Origin of the sequence: Agrobacterium sp. AGB01, from assembly GCF_014851585.1 — a bacterium.
Lineage (GTDB): Bacteria > Pseudomonadota > Alphaproteobacteria > Rhizobiales > Rhizobiaceae > Agrobacterium.
This window is the reverse complement of record NZ_JACVAB010000001.1, coordinates 21,633-37,889: the sequence shown is the minus strand read 5'-3', so window position 1 is coordinate 37,889 and position 16,257 is coordinate 21,633. Positions and strand designations below refer to the sequence as shown.

Below are 16,257 nucleotides of genomic sequence, written 5' to 3'. Positions count from 1 at the left end.
AGCATTTTAACAGCCGAGGATTGCAAGACTACGCCATATGATTGTAGCCTTCGGTCGCTAATCATAGACAAACCGCAACGTCACTTGATTTGCGTCAAGGAGAAGCCGGCCCAACCAGTATCTTCTACGCATGGAACTGCACCAGTCCACAAATTGGGTTTCGATTTTTGGGGCAAGTCTGGTGCGTCGCAGTGAATTTTCTGGAGCGTTTTGTTGCGTCCAATCGGTGCGCAACTCTCCAAAACATCACCAGAGTGAGGAGCACGTATGACGCAGGCAACAAAAGCAGTATCCGGTGAAAAAACATTGACGGCAGATGAGCTTTCGCTGATCGATCGCTACTGGCGCGCCGCTAACTATCTGTCCGTCGGGCAGATTTACCTTCTCGGCAATCCCCTTTTGAAAGAGCCTCTACGCGCAGAACACGTCAAACCACGCCTGCTGGGACACTGGGGCACCACCCCCGGTCTCAATTTCATCTATGCTCATCTCAATCGGATCATCAAAGCGCGCGACAGCAACATCATCTATATCTGCGGCCCGGGCCACGGCGGGCCAGGCATGGTAGCTAGCACCTATCTCGAAGGGATCTATTCGGAAATCTATCCCGGAATTACTGAGGATGAAGCCGGGATGCTGAAGCTGTTCAAACAGTTCTCGTTCCCTGGCGGCATTCCCAGCCACGCGGCACCGGAAACACCGGGTTCGATCCATGAAGGCGGCGAGTTGGGTTACGCGCTGGTACATGCCTATGGTGCGGCCTTCGACAATCCTGATCTGGTCGTTGCCTGCGTGGTGGGGGACGGCGAGGCCGAAACCGGACCACTGGCAACCGCGTGGCATTCCAACAAGTTCCTGAACCCGGCAATTGATGGGACCGTGCTGCCAATCCTGCATCTGAATGGCTATAAAATTGCCAATCCGACCGTGCTGGCACGCCTACCCGACGAAGAGCTGACACATCTGTTTACCGGCTATGGCTATGAGCCGTTTTTTGTCGAGGGGCATGAGCCGGAAGCCATGCACCAGCAAATGGCGGCAACGCTGGATGTCATTTTCGATCGCATCAAGACAATCAAACAGAAGGCGCAAAAAGACGCGTCCGAGCGTCCGCGTTGGCCGATGATCATCCTGCGTTCGCCCAAGGGCTGGACCGGACCCAAGATAGTGGACGGCAAGATCGTCGAAGGCCATTGGCGTTCGCATCAGGTGCCGGTGGCCAATTGCCGGCAGGATGCCGGGCACCGCAAGATCCTTGAAGATTGGTTGAGGAGCTACAATCCGGAGGATCTGTTTGACACAAACGGCACCCTGAAAGAGGAACTGAAAGCGCTGGCACCGCAGGGTGAGCGACGCATGGGCGCCAACCCACATGCCAATGGCGGATTATTGCGCAAAGAATTGCATACGCCGGATTTCCGGACCTATGCCGTTTCCGTCACCACACCCGGTGCAACCGAGGGGCAAGCGACCAAGGTTCTCGGCGATTATCTGCGAGATGTTATCCGGCTAAATGAAAGTGAGAAGAACTTTCGTATCTTCGGGCCAGACGAAACGGCGTCAAACCGTTTGGGCAGTGTGTTTGAGGCCACCGACCGCGTGTGGATGGCGCAGACGCTGGAAACCGACGACAATCTCGCCCCGCAAGGCCGGGTGATGGAGGTATTGAGCGAACACCAGTGCCAAGGGTGGCTGGAAGGATATTTGCTCACCGGCCGACACGGTTTATTCTCTTGCTACGAAGCCTTTATCCATATTGTCGATTCCATGTTCAATCAGCATGCAAAATGGCTGAAGGTTTCGCGTGAACTGGAATGGAGAAAACCGGTTTCGTCACTCAATTATCTGCTGACGTCGCATGTCTGGCGGCAGGATCATAATGGGTTCTCCCACCAGGATCCGGGCTTTGTTGATCTTGTTGCCAACAAAAGCTCGGAGATTGTGCGGGTCTATCTGCCACCGGATGCCAATACCCTTCTGTGGGTTGGCGACCATTGCCTGAAAACATGGGACCGGGTGAACGTGATCGTGGCGGGCAAACAGCCTGCCCCGCAGTGGTTGGCCATGGAAGAGGCCGAGCGTCATTGCGAAGCAGGGCTTGGCACATGGGAATGGGCTGGCACCGAGGACGGGCTGGAACCAGATGTGGTGATGGCTTGCGCCGGCGATGTGCCGACCATGGAAACACTGGCGGCGGTTGATCTGTTGAGGCAAGCATTGCCACACCTGCGCATTCGCGTGGTGAATGTGGTGGATCTGATGACACTGCAGTCACCGCAACATCATCCGCACGGCATATCCGACGAGCAGTTCGACCGGATATTCACCACAGATCGGCCGGTGATCTTTGCCTATCACGGCTACCCCTATCTCATTCACCGGCTGGTCTATAAGCGCACCAATCACCCGAACTTCCACGTGCGTGGTTTTATTGAAGAAGGAACGACCACAACGCCGTTTGATATGGCCGTGATGAATGAGTTGGACCGCTATCACCTGGCAATCGAGGCGATCAACCGGTTGCCGGTTCTCAAGGACAAGGCCGCAGATGTCGTGACCGCGCTTCATGAAAAGCTGATGCAGCACAAGATGTTTGTGTGTGAACACGGCGAGGACATGCCGGAAATCCAGAACTGGAAATGGCCCTATCCCAAACCATAGTCAGAAAATAACCGATTGGGCGCGCGCTGCCGAGGGGCGTGCCCCCTTGCCCTGTCAGGTCCGTTTTATCGCGGGATCATCCATTGCCGGATTGTAAAACAGTGACAATGTCAGGCTGCGGGCGATACGCTCGGCCGTTGCCATGAACCAGTCATGCGCTTCACGGCTGGGGGCGATGTCACTCAGCGTTTCCGAAAAGAGCGCCAGCCATTGCGGAAACAGACCGGACGTCATGCCCTGTACGCCAACATGCGCCTGCACCGGTTTTCCCGCATAACCACCATTCTTGAATGCGATGGCCGACCAGAAACTCTTCATCTTGGCCATATGTTCAGGCCAGCGGCCGTGCAGCCTGCCATCAAACACCGGCCCCAGCTCCGGGTGAGCGAGAACACGACCGTAAAAGGTCTCAACGAGATGATCGATAAAAGCCGCATCGATCCCCATCCGCGCCATCTCATCCTCGGCACGGCGCTGAATTTCAGCGTTGTGGGCGGCTCTTGCCTGTAGATCATCGCTCATGCTGGTTCCGGCGGTTCTTTCTGCACTCATGTCTTTCTGCCAGCCTCATATGGTCTTCATGGGCAATTTTCGCAATGCGACCTTTTGCATCCCTTGCTTCCCAGCGCGACATTGAATATATTTAGAATAATTCTAAACTAGGACATTCCCATGTTGCGTTCGCTGTTTGCCTCTTCAAAACGTGATTTTTCTTCGCTAAGCGAACAGGAGATATTGGCACTGGCCATTGCGAGTGAAGAGGACGACGCCCGGATCTACCGCGCCTATGCCAGCATTCTGAGGCAGGATTACTCGGCATCAGCCAAAATTTTCGACGACATGGCCGAGGTTGAGCAGACGCACCGCAATATGCTGATCGACATGCACATACGCCGGTTTGGCGACAATATACCGCTTATTCGCCGTGAGCATGTCAGCGGTTTTTATGACCGCAAACCGGACTGGCTGGTTAAGAACCTGTCGCTTGAGAAAATCCGCCTGCAGGCCGAGCTCATGGAACAGCAGGCGGTGAATTTTTATGACCAGGCGGTCGCCCGCGTGTCCAACGCCGATACCCGCAAACTGCTTGGCGATCTGGCAGATGCGGAACGGGGACACCAGGACATCGCCGAGATGCTGGAAAACAAACATCTGGCCGACGGCGTTGATGAGACCGAAAAAGAAACTGCGAAACGCCAGTTTCTGCTGACCTATGTGCAGCCGGGTCTTGCCGGTTTGATGGATGGTTCGGTCTCGACACTGGCGCCGATTTTCGCGGCGGCCTTTGCCACCCAGGATACTTGGCAAACATTCCTCATTGGCCTTTCCGCCTCCGTCGGTGCCGGCATCTCCATGGGCTTTACCGAAGCGGCCCATGATGATGGCAAACTTTCCGGCCGAGGCTCACCACTCAAACGCGGCCTTGCCTCTGGTATCATGACCGCCGTTGGCGGCCTTGGCCACGCACTACCCTATCTCATTCCACATTTCTGGACGGCCACCGCCATCGCGGCCGTCGTGGTCTTTGTTGAGCTGTGGGCAATTGCTTTCATCCAGAACCGCTTTATGGAAACGCCATTCATGCGGGCGGTCTTTCAGGTGGTGCTGGGCGGATCGCTGGTGCTGGCAGCCGGCATTATCATCGGCAACAGCTGATAACGGTTTATACCGATTGCTTCCAGAAACACCTCGTCATGGCTGACGACCAGCAGCGCGCCGTCATAGGCGCGCAATCCCGCTTCCAGGGCTTCGATCGCCTCCACATCCAGATGGTTCGTCGGCTCATCCAACACCAGCAAGGGTGGCGGCGATGAACCACCCAGTGTGCAGGCAAGCCCTGCCCGCAAAAGCTGACCGCCACTGAGACTTCCGGCAATCTGCAGGGCAGCGTCGGCACGGAACATGAATCTCGCCAGTGCGGCCCTGCATTGATTGTCATCGGAATTCGGGTTCAGCCGGCGGAAGTTATCAAGAATTGAGGTCGCGCTATCCATCAGGCTGACCTGTTGGTCGAGCATGGCCCAGGGGGTGAACACACGCACCTGACCGGCCCACGGTTTCAGCGCACCTGTAACCAATGACAGAAGGGTAGATTTTCCCGCACCATTTTTGCCTGTGATGGCAATACGCTCCGGTCCGGTGATGGTAAAACTGACATCGCGCAGAACGGGTGCTTCAGGCTGATAGCCTGCTGTGACGTTTTCCATCTGCAGGACCATTTTGCTGGCTGGCAGACCGGTTGACGCCAGTGTTACCACCAATGGCTGGAGGATTTCCTTACGACGTCGTGCCGTTTCCAGTGCTGCTGTAGCTTCAGTCTGGCGGCGCTCGGTCAATCGCGCATAGCCTCCACTGGTACTTTCGCTTCGCCCTTTCATGGCGCCAAGCAAGATACGTGGCTGATCACCCTTGGCGGCTTTCTGCTTACCCGTGCTATCCTTGCGTGCCTTGGCTTCTGATCTCGCCTGCGCTTTGCGTGCAATGTCGTTAAGCTGCTTTTCGGCCTCGGACATATCCTGCTCGATAGCGGAAAGCTCCAAGGCTTTGGCTTCACGATAATCGCTCCAGTTGCCACCGTAACGATTTGCGCCAAGCGACGTCAATTCCACGATGCAATCCATCGTATCCAGCAATTCACGGTCATGGCTGACGACAAGTACACCGCCGCGCCATGTCGACAGAAAATCGATGACCGCTTGGCGACCTTCACGATCCAGGTTGTTGGTAGGCTCGTCCAGAACGATAAAGTCAGGTTGCGTGAAGATCAGTGCCGCAAGGCCGGCACGGGTTCGTTGCCCACCGGACAAGCTGGAAAGCAGGGTTTCAGCCGTGACAGCAAGGCCCAGAAGATCAAGCGACGCGCGCATGCGATCTTCCAGCGTCCAATCGGCATCCGCCAGTTCTTCCATTGTCGCTTCGCCATTTTCAGCACGGCGAAGAATGGTGAGAGCACCAGACACGCCAAACAGATCCGCAACGGTTTCATCAGCTGCGATCTGCACAATCTGCTTCATGGCGCCAACGCTGCCAGAGACCGAGATATCACCCGCCAGCGGCTGCAGTGCACCGGTTATCAGTTTCAGAAGTGTCGATTTACCGACGCCGTTGCGGCCGACAAGGCCGGTCCGTTCTGCATCGAAAGCAAGCGTAAGGTGGGAAAAAAGCGGGCGCCCCTCAGGCGTCGACCAGCTTAGATTGGAGAGTGTTATCGAAGTTGACATGAACAAGGACTTTCCCGTGAACAACAAAATTTGTGACTGTTGTTGCTGGGTTGAAATCCATGTTGCACACATCCTGTAAGCATTAAAACTGGACCATATAATAGGATCCAGTTTCCTTGGCTTCAAGAAAAATGGTTTGTGTGCCAAGTCTTACCGCACAAATCCCGTCGCTGTGAGTGATGAAGGCGGGTGGGCATGGGCCGGTAAAGCACGCAAATACCCCACGTGCTTCACCGGGAACAAACAATCAGTTCGATTGCGGAATGCGGGCAATGACCTTGATTTCGAAGTCGAAACCGGCCAGCCAGTTCACACCGACAGCGGTCCAGTTCGGATATGGCTTTTCCGAAAATGCCTTGTTCTTGGCTGCCATCACCACCTCGAACTGGTTGGCAGGGTCGGTGTGAAATGTCGTGACATCGACAATATCATCAAAGCTGCTGTTTGCTGCTTTCAGGACCGCTTTGAGATTGTCGAAAGCTAGCTGCACCTGCTTTTCGAAATCCGGTTCTGGAGATCCATCTTCACGGCTGCCGACCTGGCCGGACACAAACAGCAGATCACCGGATCGGATTGCTGCGGAGTAACCGTTGATTTCATAGAGTTCTTGCCTGCTGGCAGGGAAAATAGCATCGCGTTTGGTCATTGTGTGCTCCTTTAAAACGCACTCGTCCAATTCCAGAACACGGGTCTGCCTTACGCAGTGGCGTTCTTGGATAAATCGGTCGATTTTTCATTGCTTTAGTGAGCGGGACGCAGCATTGATATACGGCCCGTATGCCAATATATGTTAACATACATCACGTATGTCAATACGCATACGGATCGTATGTTAATTCCAGGAGAGCCGAATGGCTGCGAAAACACGTGCCCAGATGGTTGACGAAACCCGCGCCAAGCTCATCACTGCAGCTCGAAAAGCTTTCGCAACAAAGGGTTACGCCGCCGCTTCCATGGACGACCTGACGGCCGAAGCCGGTTTGACCCGTGGCGCGCTCTATCACAATTTTGGTGACAAAAAGGGCCTTCTATGGGCCGTCATCGACCAGATTGATGGTGAGATGCTGGCACGGTTGCGCATCGTCCAGGAGGATGCAGCGACGCCCTGGCTCGCATTGCTCGCTGAAAGTACCGCCTACATCGAAATGGCACTGGAGCCAGAGATCCAGCGTATCATGCTGCTGGATGGTCCGGCGGTTCTGGGTGATCCCGCAAATTGGCCCAACCAGACGGCTTGCCTGCAACGGATTGAAAAAACCGTTCAGGGCCTGATTGACGATGGAACACTGAAAAAAGTCGATGCAAAGGCTGCGACATGGCTGCTGAATGGCGCTGTGCTGAACGCAGCACTGTGGATTGCCGCCGCTCAAAATCCGCAAGAGGCATTTCCAAGAGCTGTCGATGCTTTCCAGCATCTGGCCTCGGGATTGCTGGCCGACACATAAACTGAAGCCTGCACAGGCAGGCTTCACTTAAGACAGTTATCTCAGAGCACCAACCAGAACGTCGCGACCATCTTCGATGGAAACCCAACGGCCGGAGTTAAACGAGGCCTGGCGCTTCAGGTATGTGTATTGTGTGTCTGTCCAGAGTTTTACCTCATCCGACAGGTTGTCGAGAATGAAGTCACCTTCAGTGGTGCGCAATGTCAGTACAGCGTGTCCCTCGCCATCAGGCTTGCGAACGACGGTGATCAGAAGGTCGGACACGGAAAATCCGTTCTCGATCATCATCTTTCTTTTCAAAAGAACATAATCTTCGCAGTCACCGGCCGTGGTCGGATATTCCCAGACCTCATCGCGACCATAGATTTCCTGATCTGTCATGGCGATGATGCTGTTGTTGACCGACGCATTGATCTCGCGCACCAGCTTCCAGCCATATTCGGTCACACGTGGTGGAGCTGTCAGTTTGCTGCGCACATTGCACTCGGCTGTGTATTTCTGACAGAACTCATAATGGCCAATTGGCTGCGAGGTAACACCGCCTGTCACCATAGACAGGCTGCCCTTGTTTTCCGCCTGCACGGAAGCCGCAGAGAATAATCCCGCGACAGCTGCTATCAACAGCGCACGCGCCAGCGGTGCTTTCATCATGAAACCGTCCCTTACATTCTTAACAAAACGTTAAAATGAGGGACGGCTTTGAGTCAATCATTAGCGATTGCTGAAGGCAGAGAGATGTTGAATATGGTTAAGACCGTTGCGGTTTTGCCGAAAACGCCATGTCTTTTACCGCCTGCAGCATACGCTCGATATCCTGCGGGCGTGAAAGCCGGTGGTCGCCATCCTGTATCATGGTCAAAACCACATCATCGGCCGGCAGAAACTGCATCAACCTTAGAGCATGGGTGTAAGGCACATCAGGATCTTGTCCACCCTGCAGAATATGCACCGGGCAACCGGTTTCGATCATGCCCTTGAGCACCCGGTTTTCGCGGCCATCCTCAATCAGCGCGCGGGTAAAGATATTTGGTTCAGGGCTGTATTCGGAAGGCTCCTCGAAATAACCACGCTCTGCAAGCGAGGCTTTTTCTGCATCCGACAGGTTTGGCTCGATCAGTTCGGCTGTAAAATCCGGCGCCGGGGCGATCAAAACCAGACCGTCTATCGTTGCTGTCTTGAGCTTCTTTAATTCCTGCACCAGGCGCAACGCGATCCAGCCGCCCATCGATGAACCGATGGCAATGATGCTTTTCGGTTTCTGATCTGCGATCACGGCCAGCGTCTCATCCAGCCAGCGCGAAATGGTGCCCTTGGTAAAATCCCCGCCGGAGACCCCATGACCGGAATAATCGAACCGAATGCAGGCCAATCCATGTTCACTTGCAAAACGATCAAGCTCGACGGCTTTGGTTCCGGACATGTCTGAACGATAGCCACCCAGCCACAAAAGGGTCGGACCCGTCGCACCAGCCTTGGCAGGACGAACAATAATTCCTATATTGCGCGCATCATCATCGTTACCGACAGTGATGTATTGAACCGGATTTTCGCTGTTTTGCATGCCTGCACTCCTCGATTTTGACGTCTTGTAGAGCAGATTCGCAAAAACCGCGACAAGTGGTGATTTTTTCCAGCACTTATGCTATTGACTTCGCCACGGCAATCACGACATTTCCGCCATTTGCTTCGGCAGGAGGTCATTGCCGCAGCCAATCCGGAAAACAGTTCAGGAGAATACGACCATTCGCAGACCTTTCAAAGCCGATGCCCCCGTCAAGGAGGGCCCGCGCTCCAACCGGGAAATTCGGGTTCCCCGCGTTCAGCTCATCAATGAAGAAGGCACAAACCTCGGCCCGATGCCGACGGATCAGGCCCTGAAACTGGCAGAGGAGGCCGGTCTCGATCTCGTTGAGATTTCGCCGAACGCCGAACCGCCGGTATGCAAGATTCTCGATCTCGGCAAACTGAAGTACTCGACCCAGAAAAAGGCCGCTGAAGCTCGCAAGAAGCAGAAGATTGTCGAAGTCAAAGAAATCAAGATGCGCCCCAACATCGACACCCATGACTATGAGGTGAAGATGAAGGCTATCAGCCGTTTCTTCGAAGAAGGCGACAAGGTGAAAGTGACCTTGAAGTTCCGTGGCCGTGAAATGGCGCACCAGGAACTCGGCATGAAGCTTCTTTTGCAGGTTAAGGAAGACACATTGGCGATTGCCAAGGTAGAAGCCGAGCCGAAACTCGAAGGCCGTCAGATGATGATGGTTCTCGCCCCCAAATAATAAAGCCTGACAGGGCTTTTTATAAAGAGTTGCGCTTTTGGCCGACTGCGGTTATAAGCGCGCGTCCGAACGGTCCGGCAGGGCATGCCGAGGCCGTTCCAGAATAGCTTGAAACAAGGCCTCATCCGCCAGTTTCGATACAAAAAACGGAGTAGCAAAATGCCCAAGATGAAGACTAAATCGGCTGCCAAGAAGCGGTTCAAAATCACCGCAACCGGCAAAGTCGTTGCAGCCGCTGCTGGCAAGCGCCACGGCATGATCAAGCGTTCCAATAAGTTCATTCGCGACGCGCGCGGAACCATGGTTCTCGCCGAGCCTGACGGCAAGAAAGTCGTCAAGAACTACCTGCCGAACGGTCTCTAAGACTTTTCCGCGTATTTGGACACTTTAAGGAGATCATGATATGGCTCGCGTAAAACGTGGCGTTACTTCCCGCGCCAAGCACACCAAGACACTCAAGGCCGCTAAGGGCTTTTACGGTCGTCGCAAGAATACTATCCGTACAGCTAAGGCTGCTGTCGACAAGTCCAGACAGTATGCAACACGTGACCGCCGCGTCAAGAAGCGCAACTTCCGCGCTCTCTGGATCCAGCGCATCAACGCTGCTGTTCGCGAATCCGGCCTGACCTACGGCCGCTTCATCGACGGCCTGAACAAGGCTGGCATCGAAGTCGACCGCAAGGTTCTGTCTGACCTGGCAATCCATGAGCCGGCAACGTTCGGCGCACTCGTAGACGCTTCCAAGAAGGCTCTCGAGTACCTCAAGGAAGCCGGTACGAAAAACGAGTTTGAAGCTGCTGTAAACTAATACGGCGCTGAACATCTTCGTTCTTATTAAACCCGCGCCGGTTCATCCGGCGCGGGTTTTTTCTTTCGATGACATGCGTCCGGAGCATTGGACCGAAAACGCCCAGCGGTTCTCGATCTGATGCCCAATGACAGCTTGGAGCGACGGAACTTAATCCAGTTCATCTCTCGCCGCTCTGCACATGAAACAGGGAGGATCGCCAGCATAACGCGACGATCGGAGGCTTATGTTAAATGCAACGGATATGGACACGAAAAAGCGTGGGTTCCGCGTCACGCTGAAAGATACGGATATTGCCGCCCTTATGCAGGCACTTCTGGCCAGTGACCGGCGCATCCAGCGGCTTGAGCTTGACAGCGGCGCCGTCTGGATCAAACGTCAGGGAACGGAGAATTCCTCCTGGTGGATTTCGCTGCAGGCTTTCCTGGCAAAACTCCTGCCCTATTCATTTCTCAAGCCGTCACCACTTCTCAAACCTGCCGCCATGATGGCGCGGGAAATCCGTCGCATGGAGCGTTTTGCCGAAAAGGGCTTTCCTGTTGCAGAGATTGTCTATGCGTCCGATACCGCAATTGTGCTTGGTGATGTCGGCCCGACCGTCGAGGTCATGCTCAAGGGTTTGAAAAACGCCTCTCCGGCAGAAAATGACGCACTGCTGGTCAAGGCAACAGAAGCGCTTGGCGCACTGCATGCCACCGGTCTGTGCCATGGACGCCCACATGTGCGCGATTTCTTCCTGCGTGACGGCCGCATCGGCTTCATGGATTTCGAAGAAGAGCCGGAAGCTGTCATGCCGCTTGAATCTGCGCAGGCCCGCGATCTGTGGCTGCTGTTTCTGATCGTTGCGACCCGCTCCGTCGAACAACAAAAAACCTGTGATGAAGCCTTCCGCCTGTGGCGGAAGCAGGCCCCTGCCGCCACCGTTCAAGAATTGCAGCGTCTGGTGACCGTTCTTGCGCGATTTTTACCGCTTGCCCGGTTGATCGGGCGCGTGCGGATGGGTAGTGATCTGCGACGCTTTATCATGGCGACCGACTATCTGAAGAATGCTGTGAAACCGCAAGCCGCTGGAACATATCCCGGCGAGGCAGGAAAAGATGACTGAACTTGATACTTTGAAATCGCAATTGATGTCGGAGATCGCCGCAGCCGGTGATGAGGCAAGCATTGAAGCTGTGCGTGTTTCGGCGCTGGGCAAGAAGGGTTCGGTTTCCGAACTTCTCAAAACCTTGGGCACAATGACACCGGAAGAGCGCCAGACACGCGGCGCGGCTATCAACCAGCTGAAGAATGAAGTCACCGACTTTATCACTGCACGCAAGAGCGAACTAAAAGATGCAGCCATCACGGCCCGCCTGAAAGCGGAAACAGTCGATGTCAGCCTGCCTGTTCGTCAGTCCCCTGCCGAGCGTGGCCGCATCCATCCGATCAGCCAGATCGTTGATGAGATCACCGCGATTTTTGCCGATATGGGTTTCTCGATTGCCGAAGGTCCGGATATCGAAACGGACTATTACAACTTCACGGCTCTGAATTTCCCGGAAGGCCACCCGGCCCGCGAAATGCACGACACCTTTTTCCTGCCTGCGAATGACAAGGGCGAGCGCAAGGTTCTGCGCACGCATACCTCGCCAGTCCAGGTGCGTACGATGGAGGCCCAAAAGCCGCCGATCCGCATCGTCATTCCGGGCAAGACCTACCGTCAGGACTCTGACGCCACCCATTCGCCGATGTTTCATCAGGTCGAAGGCCTGGTGATCGACAAAAAGGCAAATGTCAGCAATCTGCGCTGGATTTTGGAAGAGTTCTGCAAGACCTTCTTCGAAGTCGACAGCGTTGTGATGCGCTTCCGCCCGTCATTCTTCCCGTTCACGGAGCCGTCTTTCGAGGTGGATATCCAGTGCGACCGCTCCGGCCCGATCGTTAAGTTCGGCGAAGGCAAGGACTGGATGGAAATTCTCGGCTGCGGCATGGTACATCCCAATGTATTGCGCGCCGGCGGACTGGATCCGGACGAATATCAGGGCTTTGCCTGGGGCATGGGCCTCGACCGCATTGCCATGCTGAAATACGGCATGCCTGATCTGCGTGACTTCTTCAACGCCGACGTTCGCTGGATGAACCACTATGGCTTCCGCCCTCTCGACATCCCGACCCTGTTCGGCGGCTTGAGCCAGTAAGGAGAAAAGACGATGAAATTCACACTCTCCTGGCTGAAAGAGCATCTTGAAACCGATGCCACGCTTGATGAAATCTGCGAGCGCCTGACAGCCATCGGTCTTGAGGTTGAAGACGTGGATGACAAGGCGGCCTATAAGCCCTTCGTTATTGCCAAGGTTCTGACGGCTGAAAAACACCCAGAGGCAGACCGCCTCAAGGTATTGAGCGTTGATGCCGGTGACGGCAAGCCGGTTCAGATCGTCTGCGGTGCACCAAACGCGCGCGCCGGTCTTGTCGGTGCACTGGCACGTCCAGGCACCTATGTTCCGGGTATCGATGTGACCCTTTCGGTTGGCAAAATTCGCGGCGTGGATAGCCACGGCATGATGTGCTCCGAAAAGGAACTCAACATCTCCGACGACCATAATGGTATTATCGATCTACCGGAAGATGCGCCAATCGGCACATCCTTCGCAGCCTATGCCGGTCTTGATGACCCGGTTATCGAAATCAACCTGACGCCAAACCGTCCGGACTGCACGTCGATCTACGGTATTGCCCGCGATCTGGCCGCATCCGGCCTTGGCACGCTGAAGACAAAACCGGCACCGGCTTTCAAGGTCGAGGGCCTGACACCGGTCGACGTAAAGCTGGATCTGGAAGACGCGGCCCTTTGCCCCGGCTTCTCCCTACGCATCGTCCGTGGCGTGAAAAATGGCCCCAGCCCAAAATGGATGCAGCAGCGCCTGATGGCGATTGGCCTGCGCCCGATCAACGCGCTGGTTGATATCACCAACTACATGACTTTCGATCAGGGCCGTCCGATGCACGTGTTTGACGCTGCAAAGGTCAAGGGTAATCTGGTGGTCCGTCGCGCTCAGGAAGGTGAAACTATCCTGGCGCTTGACCAGCGAGAATACAAGCTTGGTCCCGCCAACATTGTCATCGCTGATGACAATGGTCTGGAATCCATCGGTGGCATCATGGGCGGCGAACATTCCGGCTGCGATGAGAACACTACAGACGTGCTGATTGAATCGGCTCTGTGGGACCCGATCAACATAGCCAAGACCGGTCGTACACACGGCATCATCACCGATGCCCGTTATCGTTTCGAACGCGGTGTCGACCCGGAATATATGGTTCCGGGCCTTGAGCGCACCACGGAACTGGTTTTGGAACTGTGCGGAGGCACAGCGGGTGAAGCCAAGATCGTTGGTTACAAGGGTTTTGAACCCAAGTTCGTTGACTTCCCGCTGTCTGAGGTCAAGCGCCTTACCGGTCTCGACGTTTCGACGCAAGAAAGCCTTGAGATCCTCAAGGGGCTTGGTTTTGGCATTGAAGGTTCGGGTGAGCGCGTTAGTGTTTCAGTTCCATCATGGCGTCCAGACGTGGAAGGCAAAGCCGATCTGGTTGAAGAGGTCATGCGTATCCATGGCGTGGACAACATCAAGCCACAGCCACTGGAAAGCCTTGGTGCCGTCAACGGCCGTATCCTGACGACGCTGCAAATTCGCACGCGCACCGCGCGCCGCGCATTGGCCAGCCGTGGCATGCTCGAAGCCGTGACATGGTCGTTCATTCCCGAAGCACAGGCCAAGCTGTTTGGTGGCGGATCGCCTGCCCTGAAGCTTGCCAACCCTATTGCGGCCGACATGTCCGATATGCGGCCTTCACTGCTGCCAGGTCTGTTGACCGCCGCTCAGCGTAATGCCGACAAGGGTTATGGCGACGTGGCCATCTTCGAAGTGTCCGGCACCTATGAAAACGACACGCCGGACGGTCAGCGTCGTGTTGCTGGCGGCGTTCGTCGCGGCACAGCATCGCTGTCCGGCTCCGGCCGCATGTGGTCCAATGCAGCGAAGGGTGGCGGCAAGCCGGTTGACGTTTATGACGCCAAGGCTGATGCGCTGGCAGTGATCGAGGCCTGCGGCCTGCCAATGGCCAATGTGCAGATCGAGGCTGGCGGACCGGACTGGTATCATCCTGGCCGTTCCGGCACCATCAAGATGGGACCAAAAATCGTTCTTGGTTACTTCGGTGAATTCCATCCGAAAACACTTGGTGAACTCGACGTATCGGGCGTCTATGCCGGTTTCGAGATTTATCTCGATGCCATGGCAGAGCCAAAAAAGAAGGCCACGCGCACCAAGCCGGCGCTTGAGCTTTCGCCATTCCAGGCTGTGAAGCGCGACTTTGCTTTTGTGGTCGACAAGTCGGTGGAAGCCGGCGCGATCATCAAGGCTGCAACAAGCGCGGACCGCAAGCTGGTGACCGGAGTGAACGTGTTCGATATTTTCGAAGGCGCATCCGTTGGCGAAAACAAGAAGTCCATCGCAATCGAAGTTCAGATCCAGCCGGTCGACAAGACCCTGACGGATGAGGATTTCGAAGCGCTGACTGCCAAGATCGTCGGCAATGTCGAAAAGACAACCGGCGGCGTGCTGCGCGCCTAAGACAGCATTGATTTTAAACGATCAAGGCCCGCGAAAGCGGGCCTTTTTGTTTTGGTTGGCTATTGTTGCGGCAGACGTTTCAAGCCGTCGACGTTTTTCGGGGCGCAGGTTGTTTTGCAAAGATCACCACATTGCCGGCCAGCGTGAGCAGCAGGCCAATGCCACCGAGCAAAGTCCACTGATACCCTTCATAAAGCGTCGACAGCGACAGCGCGACCACCGGAAACAGCACTGTGGCATAAGCGGCCCGCGACGATCCGATGCGCGCGACCAGCATCAGATAGGTGGTAAAACCAACGACGGAACCAATGGCCGCGAGATAGAGCATGGCCAACAGGTAACGGGTGTCGGGCGGCGCAACGACCGGCGTTCCAGTGACCGCAATCAAACCCAGCAAAATGATTGCCCCATAGGTCATGCCCCACGCATTAGCTGTGGCCGGCGTAATGCCGGCCGCGCTGTTGCGGCGTGACACCATGTTTCCGAGGGAAAAGAACAGCGTGCCGAGCGCCGACAGGCTGACACCTTTCCACGTGTCGACATTGTAGTGGATGAGGATATCAGGCCCAAACAATAACAACAGGCCGGAGGCACCAAGTGCTGCAGCAACCAACGTGCGGACGGTAATCCTGTCGCCGAAAAACAGCCGGGCATTAATGGCGTTGTAGATCGTCGCCAGCGAAAAGATCACCGAGATCAGACCGGAGGGCACGTAGCTTGCGGCATTGTAGAAACAGATGAAGTTGAGGCTGAACAGGCACAACGCCTGCGCCAGAATGAAGGGCTGGTTTTTCAGTGCCGGAATTTTTAGTTTTCCCATCACCGTCAGGACGATGAGAAACAGAACCGCAGCGGTGGCAAAGCGGTAAAAGACCGAAACCAGGACCGGCACCGGCCCGACCTGCATGGCAATTGCGATCCAGGTGGTGCCCCAGATCACGACGGTGGAAATAAACAGAATGATGTTGGCCATTTGGTCCTCGCGGTATTGCGAGAGAGATATGCGCCGCCACTGAACTGCATTCTTGCATATTCTTGCGGTGAAATGATCTCGGCTTACCTGAACCGTTGCGTAGACTGTGACAGGACCCAAACTATTCGGTAGAATGGCCTCATCGTCAGGGTTCATCATGCAGGCTCAACCTCAATCCGTTTTCAATTTTCTCAAGGCGTCGCCTTCCGCAGATGTGGTTGGTGCGATTGATCTGGCGTTTGGCCGCTCGGCAG

The 16,257-nt window shown here is 55.3% G+C and carries 15 protein-coding genes; 9 read left to right on the top strand and 6 right to left on the bottom strand.

What is annotated here, in order from left to right:
• Nucleotides 1-267 precede the first annotated feature (267 nt).
• Nucleotides 268-2,661, top strand: a complete 2,394-nt coding sequence (locus IB237_RS00190; RefSeq protein ID WP_192486617.1) for a phosphoketolase — start codon at nt 268-270, stop codon at nt 2,659-2,661.
• A gap of 54 nt (nt 2,662-2,715) precedes the next feature.
• Here the strand turns inward: IB237_RS00190 and IB237_RS00185 are convergent, their stop codons facing one another.
• Nucleotides 2,716-3,183 (bottom strand): group III truncated hemoglobin, encoded by a 468-nt coding sequence (locus IB237_RS00185; RefSeq protein WP_192487793.1) that lies wholly within the window; start codon nt 3,181-3,183, stop codon nt 2,716-2,718.
• A 150-nt stretch (nt 3,184-3,333) separates the two neighbouring features.
• Between IB237_RS00185 and mbfA the strand changes: the two genes are divergently transcribed.
• Nucleotides 3,334-4,317, top strand: a complete 984-nt coding sequence (gene mbfA, locus IB237_RS00180) for an iron exporter MbfA (RefSeq protein ID WP_192486616.1) — start codon at nt 3,334-3,336, stop codon at nt 4,315-4,317.
• Here the strand turns inward: mbfA and IB237_RS00175 are convergent.
• Together IB237_RS00175 and IB237_RS00170 are read right to left on the bottom strand one after the other, a co-directional pair.
• Nucleotides 4,257-5,882: an ABC-F family ATP-binding cassette domain-containing protein gene (locus IB237_RS00175; protein WP_192486615.1), complete on the bottom strand. Its 1,626-nt coding sequence runs from the start codon at nt 5,880-5,882 to the stop codon at nt 4,257-4,259. The genes mbfA and IB237_RS00175 overlap by 61 nt on opposite strands.
• Before the next feature lie 247 nt (nt 5,883-6,129).
• The gene (locus IB237_RS00170) at nt 6,130-6,528 is read right to left on the bottom strand and encodes a RidA family protein (protein WP_192486614.1); all 399 of its coding nucleotides are present in this window, start codon (nt 6,526-6,528) and stop codon (nt 6,130-6,132) included.
• 205 nt (nt 6,529-6,733) lie between these two features.
• On the opposite strand from IB237_RS00170, the gene IB237_RS00165 reads away from it, so the two are divergent.
• Nucleotides 6,734-7,327 carry a TetR/AcrR family transcriptional regulator gene (locus tag IB237_RS00165; RefSeq protein ID WP_192486613.1) on the top strand — a complete coding sequence of 198 codons (594 nt, stop codon included), beginning with the start codon at nt 6,734-6,736 and terminating at the stop codon, nt 7,325-7,327.
• Nucleotides 7,328-7,363: 36 nt separating this feature from the next.
• Here IB237_RS00165 and IB237_RS00160 read toward each other — a convergent pair whose 3' ends face one another.
• Nucleotides 7,364-7,978, bottom strand: coding sequence for a transglutaminase-like cysteine peptidase (locus IB237_RS00160; RefSeq protein ID WP_192486612.1), 615 nt, complete (start codon nt 7,976-7,978; stop codon nt 7,364-7,366).
• A gap of 97 nt (nt 7,979-8,075) precedes the next feature.
• A complete protein-coding gene (locus IB237_RS00155) occupies nt 8,076-8,888 on the bottom strand; it encodes a carboxylesterase (RefSeq protein ID WP_192486611.1) in 813 nt (270 codons plus the stop codon).
• Nucleotides 8,889-9,069: 181 nt separating this feature from the next.
• Between IB237_RS00155 and infC the strand changes: the two genes are divergently transcribed.
• The 6 genes from infC (at nt 9,070) to pheT (ending at nt 15,030) form a co-directional block, all read left to right on the top strand.
• On the top strand, nt 9,070-9,606 hold the full coding sequence (infC, locus tag IB237_RS00150; RefSeq protein WP_250983679.1) for a translation initiation factor IF-3: 537 nt from the start codon (nt 9,070-9,072) through the stop codon (nt 9,604-9,606).
• Nucleotides 9,607-9,765: 159 nt separating this feature from the next.
• Nucleotides 9,766-9,969, top strand: coding sequence for a 50S ribosomal protein L35 (rpmI, locus tag IB237_RS00145; RefSeq protein ID WP_192486610.1), 204 nt, complete (start codon nt 9,766-9,768; stop codon nt 9,967-9,969).
• Nucleotides 9,970-10,009: 40 nt separating this feature from the next.
• Nucleotides 10,010-10,414 (top strand): 50S ribosomal protein L20, encoded by a 405-nt coding sequence (rplT, locus tag IB237_RS00140; RefSeq protein ID WP_192486609.1) that lies wholly within the window; start codon nt 10,010-10,012, stop codon nt 10,412-10,414.
• A gap of 226 nt (nt 10,415-10,640) precedes the next feature.
• Nucleotides 10,641-11,519: a serine/threonine protein phosphatase gene (locus IB237_RS00135; RefSeq protein WP_192486608.1), complete on the top strand. Its 879-nt coding sequence runs from the start codon at nt 10,641-10,643 to the stop codon at nt 11,517-11,519.
• On the top strand, nt 11,512-12,594 hold the full coding sequence (gene pheS / locus IB237_RS00130; RefSeq protein WP_192486607.1) for a phenylalanine--tRNA ligase subunit alpha: 1,083 nt from the start codon (nt 11,512-11,514) through the stop codon (nt 12,592-12,594). The genes IB237_RS00135 and pheS overlap by 8 nt, the downstream gene beginning before the upstream one ends.
• A gap of 12 nt (nt 12,595-12,606) precedes the next feature.
• The gene (gene pheT, locus IB237_RS00125) at nt 12,607-15,030 is read left to right on the top strand and encodes a phenylalanine--tRNA ligase subunit beta (protein WP_192486606.1); all 2,424 of its coding nucleotides are present in this window, start codon (nt 12,607-12,609) and stop codon (nt 15,028-15,030) included.
• 79 nt (nt 15,031-15,109) lie between these two features.
• Here pheT and IB237_RS00120 read toward each other — a convergent pair whose 3' ends face one another.
• The gene (locus IB237_RS00120) at nt 15,110-16,003 is read right to left on the bottom strand and encodes a DMT family transporter (RefSeq protein WP_192486605.1); all 894 of its coding nucleotides are present in this window, start codon (nt 16,001-16,003) and stop codon (nt 15,110-15,112) included.
• Between the last annotated feature and the right edge of the window lie 254 nt (nt 16,004-16,257).